Genomic DNA, 22,270 nt, shown 5'->3' with positions numbered 1-22,270 from the left:
ATTTACATTTAGATTATTCATTAGATTTGATTTACTTTTGAATCATTTCTTAAGTAGTACAGAGGAGAGATTGGATGGATACCGATTTATTGCAAATAGAGCTGAATAAAATTATCGAAACATCAAATAACAACATCACCATTACAGATCACGACGGCATTATTTTGCGTTCCAATCCGAATCACTGGTCTATTTATGGCATTGAACCGGACCAGTATATCGGAAAATCCGTTTATCAATTGCAAGAAGAAGGAATTTTATCCCCTTCCATTCACGCGATGGTGCTTGAAAGCAAGAAACCGGTTCAAATCCTGCAGAAGACCAAAACAGGGAGAACGGTCATGGCCACCGGGTTCCCTGTTTTCAGCCGCAGCGGTGAAATCATTCGGGCCATCAGCTATAGTCAAGACCAAACCGAAATATTCAATTTGCAGGACCAATACAAAGACTTGGAAAAGAAGCTGGTCAGCTATCAAAACGAAGTAGAGGAACTGAGAGGAAAAGAACCGGACTACCACGGCATCTTGTATCGAAGTTCTTCTATTGAACAAATTGTGAGAACGATTTACAGGGTCTCTAAAACAGATGCCTCTGTCCTATTGCTTGGACCTTCAGGCGTAGGAAAAAGCACATTCGCCCGCATGCTGCATGCTCAAAGCAACCGAAAAAACGAACCTTTCATAGAAGTGGACTGCAGCACGATTCCTGAAACATTATTTGAATCGGAAATGTTCGGCTATGAATCCGGCTCGTTTACCGGTGCCAATAAACAAGGCAAGCAAGGATTGATCGAGCAGGCTGAGCAAGGAACCCTCTTTTTAGATGAAATCGGAGAACTGCCTTTAGCGGTACAAGCGAAACTGTTGCGTGTGCTGCAAGAAAAAAAGGTGATGCGGATCGGAGGAAAAAAAGAAAGAAGGGTCGATTTCCGGTTAATCACAGCAACGAACAAAAATATCGAAGAGATGGTCGACAAAGAGGCATTTCGGCTGGACTTGTTTTATCGCATCAATATCATCCCGCTTCAGATTCCGCCATTAAAGGAAAGAAGAGAAGACATCCCTATTCTAGTCCAGCATTATGTGCAGACAATCAACGAAAAATACAGCATGTCCAAAAAACTTCATGCTGTGACGTACGATATACTGACTCAATACAATTGGCCGGGAAATGTGCGTGAATTAGAAAATGTCATAGAACGCGTCATACTGACAGCTGACGAAGAAACCATCCATCCAGAGCATTTGCCCGTCAATTTAAGAAGTACCCCTCTTCCCGCTGAAGTTCGTCCGGTTTCGGAAGTCGGATACGGCATCCTTAACGAAGCAGATTGGAAAACCACTATTGAAAAAACCGAAAAAGCTTTGCTCTATAGAGCGGCGGAACGCTGCAAAACGACATATGAAATGGCTGAGTACCTTGGCATCAGCCAGCCCTCTGTTGTCCGGAAGCTGAAACAGTATTCTATTGTCCGAAAAGGGTAATACAACATAAAGAAGCCTGGAAGAAAACTCTTCCAGGCTTCTTTTTAAAATTCCCCAATGACCTTCAGTGCTTTCAGCGCCAGCAGCAAATCGAATTGCGTCGCGGAATCACGCAAATCGACTTTCACGATTTCGCTGATGCGGTTGATGCGATAGCGCAGTCCGCTTACCGATAACTTCAGATTAGAGGAAGTGACTTCAAGATTTCCGCCGTTCATTAAAAACTCATACAGTGTGAGCATATAATCTTTTTGTTGATCAGTCGTCCCGTACAGCGCACCTAATTCCATTTCGGCTATTTTACGGATTGCTTTTTCCTCCTGCGAATGGACTAGGATCCCGAGTATTCCCAACTCGTTGAAAGAAATCGTCGGCTGAAGTTCCGTTGTGAATCGGGCTGCTGTCATTGCCTCTTTCATTCGATCATTTACTTGGCTAAGATCCTGGCAAGTTGAACTGACGCCTACATGGCAATGGATTTTCGGATAAAAGCGCCGGATGCGTTCATAAAAAATGGCCGGTCCATTGTGCATCAGTTCATGTTCAGCGTCTTCCGGGATAAAGCACAGGATTCCGTTTGCCCGCTGAACTTGCAGAACTTCATAACTGCGCTCCTGAAAGAACTGGACGACTTCTTCGTAAATACTCGTGAAAGTCGACAGATTGTCTTCTTCATCAAATTCATTGTAGCCAAGTGCCAAATAAGCGACATGGTATTTGCCCGACACATCAATATTCAATAAATTCAATTCGCGGATAATCTGCTCTTTCGATTCAAAGCCATCCGTCAGCATTTTCTCAAACAAAATTCCTTTTGTCCGGGCATTAGCTTCCATAATGTTCTTATTGTTCAAGTATACCAATGCACTGATGGATGTCAGCCGGCCAAGAATCATCCGATCGATTTCCTCTGGCGTCTGTTCATCTTTTTCGTAAATAAACGAGCAATACCCCAGAATTTGATTCTGTATATAGATGGGAGCCGTTAATCGGCCATAATGTCCGCATTGAAGAAATTCTGTTTTCTGGATCGGCCATTCTTTCAGCCGTTTATGAAAAGGAGCCTGTAAATCAGTTGCAGCTTCCAGGCTGATATTCTCAAAATCAGTGATTTGGCCTTTCTGATTCTCAATGATGATCGGTTCTGAAATATATCTTTTTACAATGCCCAAAATGTTCTTTAAGCGGTTTGAACGGATTAATTCTTCAGTAAGTTCATTGTGGATATCAATGACCATCTGAAGGCGGTTTCGTTCTTCTTCAACTTTTGAAAATGGAACCGGATTCTCTTCCGGATCTGTCCCTAAAAAACGTTCATACTCGCATGGATCCCAGTGTTCAAGCAGCTTTCCTTCCCACTGGCAATAGAGCTCTCCACTTGCTTCACAAGCATGTTCTTTAAAGAACACTTCCTTGCCGATCAAAGTGGAAATATAACCGCTGGCAAAGCCGCATAAAGTGTAGCAAACCGGTTTTACAGCCGTTATTCCTTCATTAATGTAATTGGATGCCTCAAAGGACTCGTTCCACCTGCCTTTGAAGAGTACAGAAACCACTTCGTTTTCGGCGATTTCAATCTTTTTGACATCTATGGTGACATGCGCTTGGCCAAATGCTTCATGGATTTCCGCTCCATGAAGCATTTGAGAAATTAAATCCAAATCTCCTTGCTGCTTGACGCTTTGAGCCATATCTTCTCCCTGCGACCAGCCAAACTGAAAAAAATTCTTTTTCACTTTTTCCAAGCCGAGCGTTTTGATCAATTGCAGCTGCCATGCTGAAAAAGACGCCCGTGGAAACTCGATTGAGCGGCCTTTTCGAAGTTGTTGGGATTGTCTATTCGCCATTTCATCCCAAGTTTCACGATTCGAAGATAATTTCTGTTCCATTACGCTTTCCCACCCTTCAGTTCAAGGCAATACAGATATTTTTCGCTTCAGTGAAGAATTCCAAGCTATGGTGGCCGCCTTCCCGGCCAATTCCACTTTTCTTAAAACCGCCGAATGGTGCCCGCAAATCCCTGACAAACCAGCAATTGACCCAGATGGTGCCTGCTCTCACCCCGTGTGAGATGCGATGAGCCCGTTTCAGATTTTCTGTCCAGATAACGCCGTTCAGACCATATTCCGTGTCATTGGCAATTTGCAAGGCTTGTTCTTCAGTATCAAAAGGAATGATTGTCACCAACGGCCCGAAAATTTCTTCCTGGCAAATTCGTGCTTTCGGATTTTCATGCAAATAAACCGTCGGCTGAAGATAGTAACCGTCTTTTAAATGTGATGCCAAGTCTGGCGTGCTGCCTCCTGTAATTAAAGTAGCGCCTTCATCTTTGGCGATTTCCAAGTAAGATTTCACTTTATTGAAATGTTCCTCACTGACGAGCGGACCCATTTTTGTTTCAGGGGCTTGTGGATCACCGACAACTAACGCTTCTGCTGCTGCTTTGTATTTTTTAAGGAATGTTTCCAAAATGGAACGCTGTACCAATATCCGTGAACCCGCCAAGCAGACTTGCCCGGAATTCAAGAAAGCAGCTTGGATTGAGACCGGAATGGCTTTGTCCAAATCAGCGTCTTCAAATATGATATTAGCGGCTTTGCCGCCAAGCTCAAAAGCGAACTTTTTCAGCGTCTCTGCACCGTTGCGCATAATCGCTTTTCCGGTAGCAGTTGAACCGGTGAAGGAAATCAGATCAACATCGGTGTTTTTCGTAATCGCAGTTCCCACTACGCTGCCTTTACCGTGGACGATATTGACGACTCCATCCGGAATTCCGGCTTCTTTCGCAATTTCACCAAGCAACGAAACGGATAACGGCGTCATTTCCGCCGGCTTGATGACTGCTGTATTGCCAGCTGCCAAACAAGGCCCAAGTTTCCATGTCGTCAGCATGAACGGCGCATTCCATGGAGTGATCAGACCTGCTACACCAACCGCTTCATAGCGTGTATAGTTGATGAACGCGTCTTCCATCGGATAAGTTTCCCCGCCTTTTTGTTCCATAAAATCAGCGAAGAACTTCAAGTTATGCGCGGCACGCGGAACTTCCGCTGCAATTGCGTGGCTATAAGGTTTCCCTACATCCAGAGCTTCCAAGCGGGCAATTTCTTCTTTTCGCTCCAGAATAATTTCTGCCATCCGGCGAATTTTCGCGCAGCGTTCCGCTAAGGGCATCGTGCGCCAAGGTCCGTGTTCAAACGCTTCCCGTGCGGCTTGGCATACTCTTTCCACATCTTGTTCCGTTGCTTCTGAAACGACGGCGATCACTTCTTGTGTCGCTGGATTTTTAACTTCGAATGTTTGCTGATCAGAAGAAGCTTCATAATTTCCGTTTATGAAATGCTGGACTTGTCTTACCTTAGTTTCGACTGTAGTCATTTGGATTCCTCTTTTCTTTTTGAAATCGATTGGCCGGCAATTCCCCAGTGAGTCGTCGGCACTTCCGTGATCAACACTCTGACATTTTCCTTAGGTGCACCAAGCACCTCTGACACAGTGGACGTTACTTCAGATATCAGCTGTTCCATTTTTTCAGGTTCACGTCCTTCAGCGATGGTGATTTGGATGAATGGCATCTTATTCACTCTCCTGTCTTGAAACTGGCATTTATAGTTCCAAACCCATCAAACGATGCAGAGAAATGGTCGCCGGGTTCAATATGGATTGCCTGTGTAATAGCGCCACTCAGAACAACCTGACCTTTTTGGATAAACTGCCCGCGCTTAGCAATTTTATTGGCCATCCAGGCAATGGCGCTAGCCGGATTGCCCATAACCGCTGCCAATGTACTCGTTGCGACGACTTCACCGTTTTTCCGGAACACAATGCCGGTCAGGCGCATATCCACTGCTTCCGGCGGCAGAATTTGGTTGCCAAGAATATAGCGGCAGGAAGACGAGTTGTCTGCCACTGCATCAAGCAGTGTGAATTTAAACGCTTCAAAGCGGCTGTCGATTACTTCAAACGCCGGCAGCACATAGGCCGTTGCTTTCATGATTTGTGCTGGTGTTATATGGTCTCCTTTGACATCTTCAGCGAATACAAATGCCAGCTCCGGCTCCAACTTGCCATGGATAAAGCCATCGATGCTGTGAGAATGCCCTTCTTCCAGGCTCATGTTTTTTAACAGCACTCCGTACGAAGGTTCATGGACGCCCATCATCTGCTGTTTCGCTTTACTGGTCAAACCGAGCTTCCAGCCGGAAACCGTGGTTTCTTCTTCCCTGCATTTCTTTTCGATCAGCAGTTCCTGCACATCGTATGCCTTGCCTTCATCGAAGTCCGGCATATCCTGGGCAAACTGCGGCAAGGTCTGGACTTTATTTTCGGCTTGAAATAAATCCTCTACTATATTTCGAAGTAATACTGTTTTCATTGAGACTTCTCCCCTTTCGAAAAACTGGCGGATACAGAACCAAGATGGGCAAATTCAGCTGTAAATGTATCGCCGTCCTGCACCGGAAGCGCTGCTGTAAAAGCACCCGTCAACACAATTTCACCTGCTAAAAGAGAAACGCCATAAGCCGATAAGGCATTTGCCAGCCATGCAATGGCGTTTAGCGGGTTGCCTAAAACGGCTGCACCGGTTGCCGACTCAAGGTATTTTCCATTTTGAAAAACGTTCATTCCCAAACAACTGAGATCCAAGCCATCCAGCTTCGTCGGCTTTGTTCCCATTATCACCAAAGCAGATGAACCGTTATCCGAAACGGTATCTTCAAATCGGATTTTCCAGTCTTCAATGCGGCTATCAATGATTTCAATGGCAGGCACTATGTAATCCGTCGCTTCCATTACATCCAGCACTGTGATATTCGGTCCCTTCAACTCTTTCTTCAGCACAAAAGCGATTTCACATTCCACTTTCGGCTGGATTAGTTTTTCAAGCGGCACCGTATCACCGTCTGCATACATCATCGTATCGAACAAGTGCCCGTAATCCGGCTGATCAACTTCAAACATCGCTTGAATCGCTTTGCTCGTTGCTCCGATCTTCTTGCCGACGATGCGCGCCCCGCCTGTTTTTTTCTGCTCTACATAGTGCAATTGAATATGATAAGCATCAGACAAAGTAATACCTGGAAAGCGTTCAGTAAATGGCGCAATTGGATTTTTCGACCGTTCCGCTTCGATAAGTTCGTTGGCAAGCTGTTGAATTACAACCATATTCGCAGTCCTTTCTTCTAGGGAAAAAAGCCGTCAACGAAAACTCATCAACGGCATCCCTGTTTATTTCACCAATTCTTCTGGAGCCAGTTCTTTCTGCTGCAATTCGAGGGCTACATCCAGAATCCAGTCTTCCTGTCCGGCAACTGCGTGCCGGCGACCTAATTCTTCGATGATGGCCACGGGATTCAAATTGAATTTATCAGCAGCTTCCCGAACATGGAGCAAGAAGCTATTATAGACGCCCGCATATCCTGTCGCGAGGTTATCGCGGTCGATGATGCTCGGATATTTAAAAATTGGGGCAACAATTTCTTCCGCCGTATCCATCAGAATCGTCAAATTGATGCCTGTTTCGATTTTCATTTTGTTCAAGACAGCTATCAGAACTTCTGTTTGCGCATTGCCGGCTCCTGCACCTAGGCCGCGCAGGGTGCCATCAATCTGATCCGCTCCTGCTTCCAAAGCCGCAACCGTATTGCCAATGGCAAGCCCCAAATTATTGTGGGCATGAAAACCGACATTGATCGACAAGCTGTCTTTCAATCTCGCCACGCGTTCCCGGACACTTTCCGGAACCAATGCTCCAGCCGAGTCAACGACGTAGACACAATCTGCCCCGTAGCTTTCCATCAGCTTCGCCTGCTTCGCCAGCACTTCAGCCGGCTGAGTATGGCTCATCATCAGAAATCCGACAGTGTCGAGTCCGCTCTTTTTCGCCTGCTCAAAGTATTGCAGGGACACATCCGCTTCAGTGCAATGCACGGCTATGCGCAATACTTCGACGCCATACTCGGCCGCTTTCAGAATTTCCGGACGCGTACCGAGTCCTGGAACGAAAAGGGATGCAATCTTGGAATCTTTCTTATTGGCTACTGCTTGTTCAATCAGCAGCCATTCACTATGAGTTGAAAACCCTTGCTGGATAGTCGAAGCCCCCAGGCCAGAACCATGGCTGACTTCAATGACCGGCACTTTCGCTTCCGCCAGCCGGCTTACGACGGTCCCGACGTATTCCGGCGTAAAAGAGTGGCTGACTGCATGGGATCCATCCCGCAATGTGGTGTCTGTTACGATAGGCGGCTTCATGCAATCACCCCTCCTTTGTTTAATAAATGGCTGGCAAATTGTTCGCCGACCTGCTGAGCCGCTGCTGTCATAATATCCAGATTGCCAGCGTGAGCAGGAAAGAAATCTCCCGCCCCTTCCACTTCATTCAGAATGATTACAGTCGGCAAATCGCCCCATGGGGTATGGCGAACATCGATATACGGCTTGCTTTTCAAGCGGTAGCCTGGCACGTAGCGCTGCACTTCAACCACTACTTCATTAATAGATTCCAGTATGGCCGCTTCATCTGCTTGTTCTTCTAAAACAGCATAAACCGTATTGTTCATGATAATCGGCGGTTCTGCAGAGTTGATGATGGGAACGGCGCGTGCCGTTTCCGCTCCACCGATTCTTTGGCAAGCATTCGCTGTTGTCAGCGTAAATTCGTCTAGGTTTTGCCGAGTTCCTGGACCAACCGAATCACTGGAAATCGTCGCGATGATTTCACTGTATTTCACAGGAGCTATCCGGTTTACCGCAAAGACGAGCGGTGTTGTCGCCTGTCCGCTGCAGGAAATCATATTGACATTATCCAGTTCCAAATGATCCCCGAGGTTGATGGCCGGCACCACATATGGCCCAACCGCTGCAGGCGTCAAATCGACAGCAATAATGCCAGCTTCTTTCAATCGAGGAGCATGGGCCAAATGCGCTTTGGCACTTGTCGCATCAAAAACAATCCGGATGTCCTTATTTTTCAAAATACCGTCAATGCCCTTTGAAGTCGTCGGTATTTGAAGTTCACCCGCCCGTTTCAAACCTTCGGATTCAGGATCGATGCCGGCCACTAAAACCAACTCCATCGAGCCGTCCGTCTTTAAGATTTTATACATTAAATCTGTCCCAATATTGCCGGATCCTAATATGGCTACTTTGATTTTTTCCATGAGTGCCTCCTTTTATTCAGCAATCGCTTTTATTGGAACCGGTGCAGGAGCTGGTGTGCCGTATGTCCAGAACGAATCAGGGAATACCGCTCCGATCCAGGTATCTCCGTTGCCAGGAACGTCTTCCATCTGCCATGTGAGTGTTTTCCAATCCGGGTCAAAAATCATATAGCCGGCATCTCCAAACAATTCAACTCGGTTGCCGCCTGGCTCATATGCATACATACAAAAAGCTTGGCTCACTCCATGTTTATTCGGCGGTATTTCTATGAAATAACCGTGGTCTTTCAACAAATCTGCTGCATCGTAGAGATTCTGGGGAACGCCGTACCAGTAGCAGACATGGTGCAATTTCCCTTGAACTCCGGTCGGTTCCTGCATAAAGGCGATTTCATGCACCAAATTGGAAACACTATTCCAAGTACCAACGACGTAATCGTTGTCTACAATCTGCTCACGAACTTTAAAACCCAGCGTTTTCACCAGGAAGTCGGTATCTACAGCCGGATTGCTCGACATTAAATTGATGTGGTCCAAGCGGCGGACAGGCACACCGTGTGCCGGCCGTTTCTGGCTTCTCGACAATAGTTTCGAACGATTGTCCGTATGGCAGTCATAATATTCCACTTCCCATAAGATTTCCATCTTATGGCCGTCCGGCGTGGTAAACTGGTAAGCCGGACCATGGCCGTATTCTTCGTTTGCCCAGCCTGTTCCCCGGCCGCTTTCTTCCAGTGCTTTGACCCGGCGGTGCAATGCCTGCGGCGAAGTAGTCCGCCAGGCAACATGGCCAAGTCCTGCCTCTTCCGCTTCTGTCACTATCAGGGAATATTTATAATTGTCTTCATAAGCACGCATGTAGGTTTGGTGTTCAATTTGTTCTACGATTTCCATCCCGAGCATGTCTTTATAAAATGCCACTGTTTCTTTCGGTGTCGGTGACAGGATCTCTACATGGGCAATTTGGGCAACATCAAAAATCGGTTCTTCGTGCTGGTTCGTCAATTCACTAGTCATATCTGTTTCCTCCCTTTCGTTTAAAGGATCGCGTATTGCGAATCCAATTCTGCATATTTTCCACACGAGAACAGTAAAGGCTCTCCGTTTTTTGCCGTCATTTTCTCGACTCTTCCAATAAAGACGGTATGGTCCCCTGCCACAATTTCTTGCTCTACTTCACAGATGATCTGTACAAGTGCTTCTTTGATTAATGGAAAGCCATTAGATACATCAAACCGGAAGGCTTCATCACTTGGAATTTGTCCGGCAAACTGCTTAGAAATATGGATTTGGTCTTTTGCCAGCACACTTACGCCAAAACGGCCGCTTGCTTTGATTAACTGAAGTGTTTGTGCCCGTTCACCGATTGATATCGCCACCAGTGCCGGATCCAAGGAAATCGACATGAAGCCATTGGCTGTCATCCCGTGATAGGTTCCTTCGACGTCTGTAGAAATTACGGTCACTCCAGTAGCGAATTTACCCATTGCATTTCGGAATTCACGGCTATCCATTCAGAACCCTCCTTATACTGTAGGAACTTTCTCTTTCCACACGACATTCGTCCAGCCATTCAAGTCGTAATCACTCATTGCGCTATCCACCAATGCTTTAAACGATTCCGCATTTCCTGAACCGATGGAATGATACATCGCTTCCACTCGGATATTTTCATGGTTTCCGGCATAGTTCACTTCGTATAATTCATGGCGGCCGCCAAATTCACTGCCGATTGAATCCCAGACCATTTTCAGAAGTTTGACGCGGTCTTCGGCAGTGGTGTTGGTCCCTTTATAATACTGATCCAAATAAGGACGGATTTCAGGATTCAGGAAATCTGCAGCACTTGATGGCAATTGAATCAAGCCACCTGCAACCACCTGTTCGAATATCTTTTTGACCTTGGTCCATACTTCCGGAGCAAGCACCCGATATGCATTGGCTGCTACACCGTTTGGAATAGCGACACCGTTGCGTCCGATATCCGGGTTCATCGCCATCGAATCCGATAGACTCCAAATCATATTGCGCATCGCTACGACCTCTCCGATATTTGCCTGTACGCCGCGGAACTGATGTGTTCCTGAAGCTTCCGTTGCTTTCATCAGGAGTCCGGCCATGAAATCCAGTTTCACCCCTAATCGTGCACAGCCGTGGAAACTGAAACGGTTGACGAAATGAGTTTCTGCTACAAAGTTATTCGATACTTCCACATTGTTATAGGCCAGTATGTTTTCCCATGGAACGAAGACATTGTCCAATACGATTACCGCGTCGTTTTCATCAAAACGGCTGGATAATGGGTAATCGAACGGCGTGCCATTCGTTTTAGCCTGCAGTTCATAGGATTGGCGGCTGATCATCTTCAATCCCGGTGCATTCATCGGTACCAGGAAGATCAGTGCGTGGCTAATGTCCCCGCCGCCTAATTCCTTAGGTCCGTAGTTAGCGACAAAGTTGTAGTTGGTTAAAGCAGCAGCCGTCCCAACCATTTTGGCACCGCTTACAATAATGCCATCGTCGCGTTCTTCTACAGCACGTACGAACACTTCTTTGTTTTCATGGAGTGATTTGGAGCGGTCCATTTGCGGATTGATGACGGTATGATTGACGAACGGCAATTCCTTGGAAGCTTTTTTATACCAAGCTTTGGCATTTTCCTCATAGCCTACATAATAATCTGAATAGGCTTCAAGATGACCTAGGAAAGAAGCTTTGTAATCCGGCGTTCTTCCCATAAAGCCGAAATTCAGTTTCGACCATTCAACAATAGCGTCACGGGCTCCGACCAGGTCTTCTGCTGTACGTGGAGTCTTAAAGAACTTATGCGTGCGGTCGCCATGCTCGTTGATTGCTGTCAGCACATCCTGTTTTGCTGGATCATGCAATGCATCGTACATTCGTGCATAGGACAAAGCGGAATTCCGATAAGCTGGATGAGTCGTTACATCATCGATCTTTTCCCCATTAAGGTAAACCACTCGCCCGTCCCGCAAACTCTCAAGATACTGTTCTCCTGTTAACATGAAATCACTCCGTTTCGTATGATTCGTAATGTAGGCCATACATTTGTTAAAACTATATAACGTAATGTAAACGCTAACAATGACACGAGATGTCGAGAAAAAGAGTGTCTACCAACACATATTGTCTGAAAAATCAGTTTATATGATCTCGTAAAAAAACAGCTGATAGTTAACCAGCTGCTTTCACTTCTTATTTTATTGCAAGGTACTTATACTGGCTTCTTCAAATTCATATTCCACTTTCCCAATATCTCCAGTGTAAGGAAACTCCCCTAACTCCGCATATGCCGGACTCACCGGATATAACAAGTCCCTCCCTATATCCAATCCTTCAAATGAAGTCTTAAACGGAAGGGTTTTCATTTCGGCTTCGCCTATTTCCGTGCCATTGATTAATAAGTTACCAATCCCTTTATTGGCTGCTGTTTTTTCAAAAATAAACTGAACAGCTAATTCACCTTCAGGAAGTTCCTGCTCTGAAACGATTTGATATCGCGTAACTCCTGTGTTGTATTCATAAACTATTCGGTTATCTTGAATATAAAAAGTATATCCGCTCTTATCATTGCCGAGAGCCAGAAGAACGCCTTCATCCCCGGCAGAATGATTGACAGGAATTGAAATCTCATATGAGCGATTTAAAAGGAGTGGAGTAGCTGATTCACCCAAGTGGCTCATTTCCGGATAATACACAAAGGTTTTGCGCGCTCTTGGATTATCAGGCGGCAAGTTCCCTAAGACATTCAAGAAATTATCCGTTAATGGATAAACGTTATTCGCTTTTGCTTCTTTCTCCCATAGTTTAACAAGCTGTTTTAATTTTTGCGGCTGCTTTTTCGCCAAATTATTTACCCCCGTGAAATCATCTTCGGCGTGATAAAGTTCCCACGTGTCCTCCTCAAATGGTTTTCCTTTCGTATGCACGGAAACAGCTTTCCAGCCATCATGATAAATCATTCGATTTCCGCTCATTTCGAAATACTGCGTTTTCTTTTTAGTGACTGCTCCAGCATCGTCAAATGTGTCGGCAAAACTGATTCCGGTGATCGGCATTTGCTTAACGCCTTTTATCGTCTTAGGCGGGGAAATGCCAAGCACGTCATAGACGGTAGCTGTAATGTCACTTACATGCACAAATTGATTTCGCACTTCACCTTTATCCGTTATCTTCTCCGGCCAATGTACGATTAATGGTGTACGGATTCCGCCGCCGTACATACTGTTTTTATACTTTTGGAATGGCGTGTTGCTGACTTGAGCCCAACCGGCCGGATAGTCAGGAGCAACAGACTCACTGCCCAGGAGTTCGGCTTTCTTTTCAACGTCTTCGAATGTTTCTGTCAAGGTATTGTAAGCGATTGTTTGGTTTGTTGACCCATTTTCTCCTCCGATCGAACTGGCACCATTATCGGAAATCAGCACAATCATCGTATTGTCCAACTCATCGGTTTCTTCCAATGTATCAAGCAATTTGCCAATTTGTTCATCCGTATGGGTTAAAAAGCCGGCATAAGTTTCCTGGAACCGGGTGTATACGGCTTTCTTTTCTTCACTTATTTTATCCCACGGTATTATTCCAGGGTTGGAAGGGGCAAGTTTTGCATCTTTCGGAATGACGCCTAACTCTTTCTGCTTCTCAAATCGCTGTTGTCTAATTACATCCCAGCCTTCGTCATACACGCCATCATACGCATCAATGTATTCCTTTGGCACTTGATGCGGCATATGCTGTGCGCCAAAAGCCAGATTCATGAAAAATGGCTGATCCGGTCTCATGGATACTTGGTCAACAACGTATTGCTGCGCTTTCTCCACTATGTCTTCCGAGTAATGATAATCTTCTTTTTCAGGCATCGGAACTGAAGAATTGTCTTTTGTCAGCTCTGGCCGATATTGATCAGAAGAGTCCTCTAAATTTCCATAATAACGGTGAAATCCTTTCCCAAGAGGCCAGTTGTGAAACGGGCCGGCTGGGGTTATTTCATGTGTCGGGGCAATATGCCATTTTCCAAGGGCGTAATTGACATAGCCATTTTCTCCGAGAACTTCTGCAATCGTTCCTGCTTCCGGTACAATTTCCCCTCTGCGATTCGGATATTCTTCCCCGTAATCAAAATTGGCTACTTGTCCCATTCCAACTGCATGATTGTTGCGTCCGGTCAGCATCGAAGCTCTCGATGGAGAGCAGACTGGTGTAGCATGAAAGTTGTTATACCTTAATCCATTGTCAGCCAACCGATCAATATTGGGGGTGCTTATTTCCGAGCCATAGCTTCCAAAATCAGAAAAACCGGTGTCATCCATTACAATATAAATTACATTCGTGTCCGTATTGCTCATTGAAACCGACTTTACCTTTTCATCAGAAGCCGGCTGAACGCTTACTTCTGATGTACACCCAGCAAGAGTGAATGCAGAAGCCATGACTGCGACCGTACTAAATACGGAAAGTTTATTCAAATAACGGGATATCACCTTTTTTTCTGCCATTGTATTCCTCCTTAAATTTTTGTTTGGCGCATGGATTATTTTAAACATCGGCTACACATCTGAATCCGATGTTTCCAGATGAGCTGTCTGGTGTATTGGAAGTTCGGGCAGCTACGCGGTAGCGATTGCAATAAGAGTCATGGCATAAATAAGATCCCCCGCGCATTACCTTCTCCTCACCTTTATCCGGTCCAGTCGGATTATACCGGCCGCCCCGTTTGTTGACATTTTTAACAAACCAATCTGAACACCATTCCCATACATTCCCGGACATATTAAAAAGTCCATAACCATTTGGGGGATACGAAGTTACAGGTGCAGTCCCTGAATAGCCGTCTTCTTTCGTATTGGATTTCGGAAATTCCCCCTGCCAAATATTGCAATAATGCTTTCCGTCCGGCATTAGTTCATCGCCCCAGACATACTTCTTCTGTTCCAATCCGCCTCTCGCCGCATACTCCCATTCCGCTTCTGTAGGCAGGCGTTTATTGGCCCACTTGCAATAGGCTTTCGCATCAGTCCAAGAGATATGAATGACTGGGTGATCGAGACGGCTATCCAAGCCAGTTCCCGGTCCTTCAGGGCATTTCCAATTCGCGCCTTCCACCATGATCCACCACGGAGTATGTTGAACTTTTTGTGGCGCTTTTCTGATTACCGCTTTACTGAGAAATAAATGAAAAACAAACGACCAGCCATATAGTTCGGCTTCAGTAACATATCCAGTTTCTTCAATGAAACTTTGGAAATTCCTATTCGTGACGGCATATTTATCCATATAGAACGGCTTTACAGCTACTTTATGAATCGGCCCTTCACCGTCGGCGGGAAATCCGTCTTTATCGTCCGTTCCCATAAGGAAATGCCCCCCCGGAATATAAACCATTTCTTCTTTTAATGTATTCTTATCGGATACTGGAATTATTGCATTACCGTCTTTATTTTTTTCCGTAACTTCAGCAATTGCAGTTCTCTTTGCAGCACAGCAGCTTTTCGTTTGTATTGAATGCACTATCTATCCCTCCAAATTTGATAACGCTTTCATTTTCCGATACGTTATTTTCTAGAAAACATTTTATGCAACTGGATTCAGCCTTGCAAAAAGTCATATCGCCTAATGTATTCTCTCCTCCCTATTTACTACGCAATTTACAATCCTGTTATTAAATTATCTTAATTTTCAATCATATTAGAAACAACAACAAAAAATGTTAAAAATAATAATAATTTAAACTGTTTTGGTTCTATTAAAATTTCTTTTTTTATGATATGAAGCGAAGTTTATTCATTTGCTAAGATGCTTTTCAATTAAAAAAGCCATAGAGATAGTGGTCTCTATGGCTTCAACTGATTTTAGTTTTTTATCGTGTTTTTGAAAATATGATCTATTAGGCTTGAAATACGACCAGTAGCGGAGGAAATACGATCCATTACGCTGAAAATACGACCAGAAGTGGAGAAAATACGATTCAGAAGGTTTCATTACATAAAAAAAAGCCCTTGAGAGGGCTTTTTTCTTCGTTATTTCCCATCGGTCTCTCTTGGCGGCGGATTGTCCGATGCTTTCTTTGAATACTCTTTTGCTGCTTCCATTTCATCCTCGACGCCTTCATATTCAGTCGCTTCATTGTCCTTGTCAAATGCTTGTTTTGTTTTATTGATCGCCTCGTCGATTCCGGATTCAGTAGAGCCTAATTGCTTTTTGGGCATTCGTCCTGCTGTGCCTTTTCTCGCCATTGCCAATCCCTCCTGTTTAAAAGAATTATTTAGAGTTTACCCATTGCATCCAAAACTAATCCCCTTGATAACATTTCCTCAAGATTCATCCGTTCCACAGAAAGAAGCAACCACAGCGGCCATAGCTTTCGCACTGATCAACAGGCTCTTTTCATTGATCTCGAATTTCGGATGATGATGCGGATACCACTCTTCGCCTTCAGGTTTTGCGCCGACATAGAAAAAGCAGCCCGGCTTTTCTTGAAGATAATAAGCGAAATCCTCGGATGGCGGCTGCGGCGCCACTTCCTTCACGGCATCGACTTCCGGAATCGCTGCTTGCACCAACGCTTGCCGGACCTGTCCCGTCATTTCCGGGTCGTTGTAAAGCACCGGATAGTCATTTACGTATTCAAGGGTGGTTTCCACTCCAAATGATTCTTCCAGTCCTTTGGCAAAATGGCGAACTTCCGCTTCCACCAATTCACGGGATTCCAGTGACATCGTCCGGACGTCTCCTTCAAGAGCTACGGCATCTTTAATAATATTGAATTGCCCTTTGCCATCAAAAGAACCGATCGTCACAACTGCGGTATCAAATGGATTGACCCGGCGGCTGATAATGGTTTGGCAATTCATCACAAAGGAGCTGGCTGCCACAATGGCGTCATTTGCCATATGCGGCGAGGAACCATGGCCGCCTTTTCCTTGGACAAGCAGTTTAAATCGGGCTCTCCCCGTCTGCGCATTGCCGCTTCTGTAAAAGATTTGCCCCGTGTCCATCGTTGACATGACATGTATTCCAAAGACCGCATCCACTCCGTCGAGAACGCCCGCTTTGACCATGCCAATGGCTCCGCCCGGCGGCATTTCCTCAGCCGGCTGGTGAATGATTTTAACTGTCCCGGCCAATTGCTCTTTCATCTCTGCCAAAGTCTCTGCCAAAACCAGCATATAGGCGGTATGTCCATCATGGCCGCAGGCATGCATGACCCCTTCGTTTTTCGAAGCGAACGGCAGCCCCGTTTCTTCTTGGATCGGCAAGGCATCAAAATCGGCGCGGATGGCAATGACCTTTCCTGGCTTGGCTCCTTTAATCGTCACGACAATTCCCCGGTGTCCGCCCACGTTGGTATCGACTGCATCCACTGGCACCTCTTTATAGAAATCCTCAATATATGCGGATGTCTTTTCCTCTTCGAATGAAAGCTCCGGATGCTCATGGAGATGCCGGCGTATGTCGACAATGCGCTGTTCTTTCGCTTCTAATTTTTCCATTAATTCTGTAGTTAACATCAGAAAACCTCCTTTCTCTGACTCTACCCGTATCTTGATAAAAAAATGCTTTTAAACGTACATTTCCTTTTATTGGCTCGTGCATGCTGGATTCCAGCATACTTTGCAGAAGAAAAACCCCGGCGAAGCCGAGGTTTTTTTAAGTCACATCATTTTATTGAATTGAACGAGTGGCTATTAGTGTTGATCCTATATCTATAGTGATACCCATACGGAATCTCAATTTGAAATCGGGCTGCCGCTCTATGCAGAATGCCCTTATCATATATTATGATATTTTTTCATCCGTCGATCAAAGCTCACTAAGCTTTTCACGCCTAACTCTTTTAACTTCCCTCCATTTTCCGCTGTATAATTCCCAAGATCATCCGGATAATGGCTATCGGATGACAGAGTGAATTCGACTCCACGTCCCACCAAAGTTTTTAAGAATGACGGCCCTGGGCACATTTCCTTTACTGGATACCGGTAATACAGTCCAGCATTCACTTCGGTGGCAGTTCTTGTTTCGACCAGTGCATCCGCTATGGCCTCGTGCCATTTTTGATTGAAAGCTGCATCTTCGACTTGGTAGTTGAAGACTTTTAAATTGTCCAAATGTGCCACAAAGTCAAATAGTTCTGACCGAATTGCGCTTTCCACAGTGGAATAAAATCGATTGTATAAATCCTTTAAATCAAACTTCTGGAAAGCATAAGCAGTTTGAGGATTATCGAATCCCCATCCGTCTATAAAGTGAACAGAACCGATAACGAAATCCCAAGGGTATTCTCCCAGCATTTCAGCCAGCTCTGCTTCGCAACCCTCAAAATAATCCGCTTCAATGCCAAGCTTCAATTCAATTCCGTGCAGCTTCCACTTTTCTTTTTCTTTTTCGATTACTTCAACAAAATCATCCATTTTCTCCGTCATCACTTGGTCCAGCCAGTCCGATTGAACTTTTCCGATGGGATGAGTATGACCCAGAATCATATTTTTCTCAAAGTAATTCCGGGTTTCTTGAAAGCGGTACAAATGGTCAACGATGCCGACTTCCTTCAAACCTAGCTGCTTCGCTTTCTCCAAATACAAATCCAGCCAGAAACTGCTGAAACACCCGTGGGTCATGCGATCCTGCAGCTGCTTCACTTGCCAGACCATAAATTCCTTCGAGCCTTTCTTCAAATCATTTGGCGTTTCGAAAGAAGCAAAGGTCTTTGAAGTGCGTTCCAGCCAGTTCAATGTATACGGCCCTTCTTCCAGATGAACGTGGTAATCCATCTTCATCATTCTATTCCTCCTTCAACTACAGTCCATAGCTGCTTGTATTCGCGCCAATTTTCCGGGCATTGGCCATCACAGAGAACTTCGGTTAGTTCATCCAATCCGCAGATGCTGTAAAACGATTGCTTTCCGATTTTGGAAGCATCGGCTAGCAGAATCCGGCTACCGCTTCGCTCCAGCATCTTTGATGACACCAACGACTCATCCATGTCAAAGTCAAAGACGATGCCATCTTTTATGCCGCCGCAAGATAAAAAGGCTTTATCGAGATTCATTTTATTTAGCCACTCGACAGTTATCGGGCCAGCCACTGAGGATTGCGCCGGGTTGGTGATGCCTCCCAGCAGAAAAACTTTCCCTGTCATCCGCCCTTCTTCCAGTGCCAAGTTGAAGCGTTCCGCTGCAGCAAGTGAGTTGGTAACAACGGTTAAATTATGTAAGCCTTCCAAATAATCTGCCAGGTATAAGGTAGTTGTGCCAACATCTACGCCAATCGTATCACCATCAGAAATACGGCTGGCAGCGGCTTTGGCAATTTGACGTTTGGCTTCTTTCTGCATGTCCATTTTCCGTTTGAATTGCGGTTCTGTCCGGATAGTCATGAACGGGATTGCACCGCCATGGACACGGGTCAATAATTTTTTTTCTTCTAATTCATCCAGGTCTCTGCGAATGGTTTCCGGTGCGACTTCCAGTTGTTCGGCAATGTCTCCAACAGATATTTTCTGTTTTTCCTGTAACTGATTGAGTATATGATGAAATCTTTCAAGTTTAGAAAAAGTCATGTTAAATCAATCACATCTTCCGGCGCGACATAACATTCGTATGCCTTTCCAACTTCAATCGAATGTCCCCGGTGATGCAGCTGTTCAACAGAGAACTCCCGGTTTCCTGACTGGAATATCGTGCGAATGACATTTCCGCTCATCACTGATTTTTGGGCTACCGCTTTTAAGCGGTAGTCGGAAGCATTTCCTTCAAACGAAATCGCTTCTGGACGAATCGCCAGTTTGTCTCCTGTTTTCGCTAACTTTCCCCCTATCAGCCCTTCCAGTTCCATTTTGCTGAAGACATTGTAATGGCCGATGAAGTTTGCGATAAACTCTGTTTGGGGCTTGGTATAAATTTCAGTCGGTGTTCCCCATTGGGCAATCTCACCTTTATTCATGACAAAAATCTTATCAGATACAGCCATTGCTTCTTCTTGATCATGTGTCACGAGAATCATCGTAATCCCCATTTTCATTTGGATGGAACGCAGATCCATCTGCAGTTTTTTTCGGATTTGGGCATCCAGCGCGCTGAGCGGCTCATCCAGAAGCAGCACTTTCGGTTTGACGATCAAAGCCCGTGCCAATGCTACCCGTTGCTGCTGGCCACCGGATAATTCGTGCGGGTAAGCAGATCCTTTATCGGACAGATGAACAATCTCTAAGATTTCCCGAACTTTACCCTCTATTTCACCGACAGGCATTTTATTGATTTTCAAGCCAAAAGCCACGTTATCATAAACTGTCATATTGGGAAACAATGCATAGGATTGGAACACCATGCCGATTTCCCGTTTTTTGGTCGGAACTTTCTCCATGTCTTTATTTTCGATTTTCACTTTGCCTGATGTGGCTTCCGTTAACCCGGCAATGATACGCAAAATGGTGCTTTTGCCGCAGCCACTCGGACCGAGAAGCGTAACGAATTCTCCTTTTTCAATCGACATATCAATTGAAGAAAGTACGTTGGATGCACCATAGGATTTTTGAAGATTTTCTATTTGCACATAGCTCATGATTTCACCAGACCTTTCGATTGTTTTGTCAATAAGGAGATCGCCAAAGTCAGGATTCCCATCAACACAAGATAAACGAAGACAACTGCACTCGCAACATGGCCACTGGTGCTCAATTTTTCCATCAAATAGATTTGAACGGTTTCAAATCTTGAGCCGACGACCAGGTTGATCAGCACGAACTCCCCGAATAAGATCGAGAACGACAATAAGGCACCGACGAATAACCCTGGATATACTGCTGGCAGCAAGACTTTCGAAAAAGCCTGCAGCTTTGATGCACCTAATAGCTCCGCTGCATCCAATAATTGTTTAGCGTTAATATTTCTAAGGCTGTTGCGTGTTCCTTGGTAAATATAAGGAAAAATGCTGATAACATAAGCGCCTAACACCGCCAGAATCATCGGGACCCCAAATTGGGAGTATGTACGGATCAAGCCAACCGCTAAAATGACGCCTGGAAAGGCATATACCAGGACCACAATGGTTTGCATCCATTTTTCATATTTCGGAAAATACAGCACAACGACGAATATCGCCGGAACAATGAATAGGAAGGCAAGAAGCACTGCGCCTCCAGACAACAAAACCGAACGTCCGAATGCTTGAATGAAATCAGCATCCTGGAACAGCACTTTCAACCATTTGAAGGTTAGTCCTTCAGGTAATACCGTACTGTTCCATTTCGTTGCAAAAGCATAAAGCGCCGTGGCAATAATGGGCAATACCAAGTAAAGAATTAGAAAAAACAAGAATAAATCAGGTAGCCCCTTTTTCTTCATCATAGATTCCTCCTCGTTTTCTTAATGCTCCATTCACTCAGGATCATCGCTGAAATCATCGTAGCCCCGAGCAGCACGGCTATGGCACTGGCAAGTTCCGGTTGGGCAAAAATATCTCCAGAAAGTAAAGTTCCGATTCGGATAGCTGCTAAATTGAAGCTGCTGCCGGTGAGGGCATAAGCTGACGCATACGCACCCATCGCATTGGCAAACAATATGCTGAATGTCCCGACGATTCCAGGAAGCATGACAGGAATTCCGATTTTCATCCAGAACTGAATCGTATTGGCTCCGAGCAAGGCAGCGGCATCTTTCCACTGTTGCTGGATTCCGTAGTAGATCGGATAAAGGAGCATGAGTGAAAGCGGCAATTGGAAATAGATGTAGATCAGCAACAGACCACTCCAGCTATACAAAGAAAAAGAAGAAAATGCATCAATTCCCCATTTTTCAAACATTAAAGTAAACAGGCCACTATTCCCCAGCAGAACAATAAATGCAAACGCCAAGGGAATTCCTGAAAAATTCGAAGTTAAATTGATCATGACCAAAATCCGTTCTCTTACCGGATCCGAGAAGCGCATCATTGCGTAAACCGCAAACAGCGTCACGACAAGCGCGACCAAAGCGGAAACGGCTGACAATGTAATGCTGTTTTTAAACCCTTGTAAAATATAACTGCTTGTCAAAGTCGTTTTATACTGATTCAAAGTAAAGCCGTCACTGTCAGTAAAACTTGAAACGAACATATTAACTAAAGGCAAGGCAAAGAACATAAGCATGAGAACGATGAACGGAATGAGCAAGAACAAGGACTTTTTTTTCGGTGTCAAAATATCACTGCTTCCATTAAAGAATAGAGAAAGGCGAATGCCTTTCTGGTGTATATCAATTTTTATATGTTGAACTTAAGAATCCTCATTTCATACACCGCTTCGGCCGCTTTGGGCATGGCTCCCGCCATGAGCCGAGAAGACCACTCGTCTCATAGCATCGCCTCGCCCCTGGACGCGCCGGCGCTAGATTAACTCATTGAGAACAGGAAACCCTATTCGTTTCTGCAGTGCTAACTAAGATATGGAGCAAAACAGCGGAGAAAACCGTACTGTTTCTGTCTCTGCATTGCACCTGCATCGCTTCGCTAGCTTCGAGACATGAAAGTTCGCTGCTCCTGCAGTGCTGCGCACTTCGTCGCAAAGACTTGCCCTCGCAGGCGTCGGCCAATGTCTTCGCAGCTGTTTTGCGGAATATCGATAGTGAAAGA

At 45.2% G+C, this 22,270-nt stretch carries 20 protein-coding genes; 1 reads left to right on the top strand and 19 read right to left on the bottom strand.

All coding sequences use genetic code 11. The annotated features are described in order from the left end of the window. Positions 1 to 74: 74 nt before the first annotated feature. Complete coding sequence (locus tag AC3AQ9_RS15555; RefSeq protein WP_488308404.1) at positions 75 to 1,484, top strand: sigma-54 interaction domain-containing protein; 1,410 nt, start codon at positions 75 to 77, stop codon at positions 1,482 to 1,484. A 44-nt stretch (positions 1,485 to 1,528) separates the two neighbouring features. Here AC3AQ9_RS15555 and AC3AQ9_RS15550 read toward each other — a convergent pair whose 3' ends face one another. From AC3AQ9_RS15550 to AC3AQ9_RS15460, 19 genes are all read right to left on the bottom strand, one after another. After that, positions 1,529 to 3,373, bottom strand: a complete 1,845-nt coding sequence (locus tag AC3AQ9_RS15550) for a helix-turn-helix domain-containing protein (protein WP_488308403.1) — start codon at positions 3,371 to 3,373, stop codon at positions 1,529 to 1,531. Between the two features lie 16 nt (positions 3,374 to 3,389). Beyond that, complete coding sequence (locus AC3AQ9_RS15545) at positions 3,390 to 4,862, bottom strand: aldehyde dehydrogenase (RefSeq protein ID WP_488308402.1); 1,473 nt, start codon at positions 4,860 to 4,862, stop codon at positions 3,390 to 3,392. Next, a complete protein-coding gene (locus AC3AQ9_RS15540; RefSeq protein WP_488308401.1) occupies positions 4,859 to 5,059 on the bottom strand; it encodes a 4-oxalocrotonate tautomerase in 201 nt (66 codons plus the stop codon). The genes AC3AQ9_RS15545 and AC3AQ9_RS15540 overlap by 4 nt, the downstream gene beginning before the upstream one ends. A 5-nt stretch (positions 5,060 to 5,064) precedes the next feature. Next, positions 5,065 to 5,859 (bottom strand): 2-keto-4-pentenoate hydratase, encoded by a 795-nt coding sequence (locus AC3AQ9_RS15535; protein WP_488308400.1) that lies wholly within the window; start codon positions 5,857 to 5,859, stop codon positions 5,065 to 5,067. Then, a complete protein-coding gene (locus AC3AQ9_RS15530) occupies positions 5,856 to 6,650 on the bottom strand; it encodes a 2-keto-4-pentenoate hydratase (protein WP_488308399.1) in 795 nt (264 codons plus the stop codon). The genes AC3AQ9_RS15535 and AC3AQ9_RS15530 overlap by 4 nt, the downstream gene beginning before the upstream one ends. 63 nt (positions 6,651 to 6,713) lie before the next feature. Continuing rightward, positions 6,714 to 7,739: a 4-hydroxy-2-oxovalerate aldolase gene (dmpG, locus tag AC3AQ9_RS15525; RefSeq protein WP_488308398.1), complete on the bottom strand. Its 1,026-nt coding sequence runs from the start codon at positions 7,737 to 7,739 to the stop codon at positions 6,714 to 6,716. Then, positions 7,736 to 8,647 carry an acetaldehyde dehydrogenase (acetylating) gene (locus tag AC3AQ9_RS15520; protein WP_488308397.1) on the bottom strand — a complete coding sequence of 304 codons (912 nt, stop codon included), beginning with the start codon at positions 8,645 to 8,647 and terminating at the stop codon, positions 7,736 to 7,738. The genes dmpG and AC3AQ9_RS15520 overlap by 4 nt, the downstream gene beginning before the upstream one ends. A 12-nt stretch (positions 8,648 to 8,659) precedes the next feature. Continuing rightward, positions 8,660 to 9,664 (bottom strand): catechol 2,3-dioxygenase, encoded by a 1,005-nt coding sequence (locus tag AC3AQ9_RS15515; protein ID WP_488308396.1) that lies wholly within the window; start codon positions 9,662 to 9,664, stop codon positions 8,660 to 8,662. Between the two features lie 20 nt (positions 9,665 to 9,684). Further along, a complete protein-coding gene (locus AC3AQ9_RS15510) occupies positions 9,685 to 10,161 on the bottom strand; it encodes a flavin reductase family protein (RefSeq protein WP_488308395.1) in 477 nt (158 codons plus the stop codon). Positions 10,162 to 10,173: 12 nt separating this feature from the next. After that, complete coding sequence (locus AC3AQ9_RS15505; RefSeq protein WP_488308394.1) at positions 10,174 to 11,673, bottom strand: 4-hydroxyphenylacetate 3-hydroxylase family protein; 1,500 nt, start codon at positions 11,671 to 11,673, stop codon at positions 10,174 to 10,176. Between the two features lie 195 nt (positions 11,674 to 11,868). Further along, positions 11,869 to 14,163, bottom strand: a complete 2,295-nt coding sequence (locus tag AC3AQ9_RS15500) for an arylsulfatase (RefSeq protein WP_488308393.1) — start codon at positions 14,161 to 14,163, stop codon at positions 11,869 to 11,871. 40 nt (positions 14,164 to 14,203) lie between these two features. Continuing rightward, on the bottom strand, positions 14,204 to 15,175 hold the full coding sequence (locus AC3AQ9_RS15495) for a formylglycine-generating enzyme family protein (RefSeq protein WP_488308392.1): 972 nt from the start codon (positions 15,173 to 15,175) through the stop codon (positions 14,204 to 14,206). 509 nt (positions 15,176 to 15,684) lie between these two features. After that, positions 15,685 to 15,900 carry a hypothetical protein gene (locus tag AC3AQ9_RS15490; protein ID WP_488308391.1) on the bottom strand — a complete coding sequence of 72 codons (216 nt, stop codon included), beginning with the start codon at positions 15,898 to 15,900 and terminating at the stop codon, positions 15,685 to 15,687. Positions 15,901 to 15,978: 78 nt separating this feature from the next. After that, a complete protein-coding gene (locus tag AC3AQ9_RS15485; RefSeq protein WP_488308390.1) occupies positions 15,979 to 17,175 on the bottom strand; it encodes an amidohydrolase in 1,197 nt (398 codons plus the stop codon). Between the two features lie 261 nt (positions 17,176 to 17,436). Further along, complete coding sequence (locus AC3AQ9_RS15480) at positions 17,437 to 18,441, bottom strand: histidinol phosphate phosphatase domain-containing protein (RefSeq protein WP_488308483.1); 1,005 nt, start codon at positions 18,439 to 18,441, stop codon at positions 17,437 to 17,439. Next, on the bottom strand, positions 18,441 to 19,223 hold the full coding sequence (locus AC3AQ9_RS15475) for a DeoR/GlpR family DNA-binding transcription regulator (protein ID WP_488308389.1): 783 nt from the start codon (positions 19,221 to 19,223) through the stop codon (positions 18,441 to 18,443). Before AC3AQ9_RS15475 ends, AC3AQ9_RS15480 begins: the two co-directional genes overlap by 1 nt. Continuing rightward, a complete protein-coding gene (locus AC3AQ9_RS15470) occupies positions 19,220 to 20,224 on the bottom strand; it encodes an ABC transporter ATP-binding protein (protein WP_488308388.1) in 1,005 nt (334 codons plus the stop codon). The genes AC3AQ9_RS15475 and AC3AQ9_RS15470 overlap by 4 nt, the downstream gene beginning before the upstream one ends. After that, the gene (locus AC3AQ9_RS15465; protein ID WP_488308482.1) at positions 20,221 to 21,006 is read right to left on the bottom strand and encodes an ABC transporter permease; all 786 of its coding nucleotides are present in this window, start codon (positions 21,004 to 21,006) and stop codon (positions 20,221 to 20,223) included. Before AC3AQ9_RS15465 ends, AC3AQ9_RS15470 begins: the two co-directional genes overlap by 4 nt. Then, positions 21,006 to 21,782, bottom strand: a complete 777-nt coding sequence (locus tag AC3AQ9_RS15460) for an ABC transporter permease (protein ID WP_488308481.1) — start codon at positions 21,780 to 21,782, stop codon at positions 21,006 to 21,008. Before AC3AQ9_RS15460 ends, AC3AQ9_RS15465 begins: the two co-directional genes overlap by 1 nt. Between the last annotated feature and the right edge of the window lie 488 nt (positions 21,783 to 22,270).

The organism is Planococcus sp. VCh962, assembly GCF_057748275.1.
The sequence above is the reverse complement of the archived record's forward strand: the minus strand, read 5'-3'. Positions and strand labels throughout refer to the sequence as shown.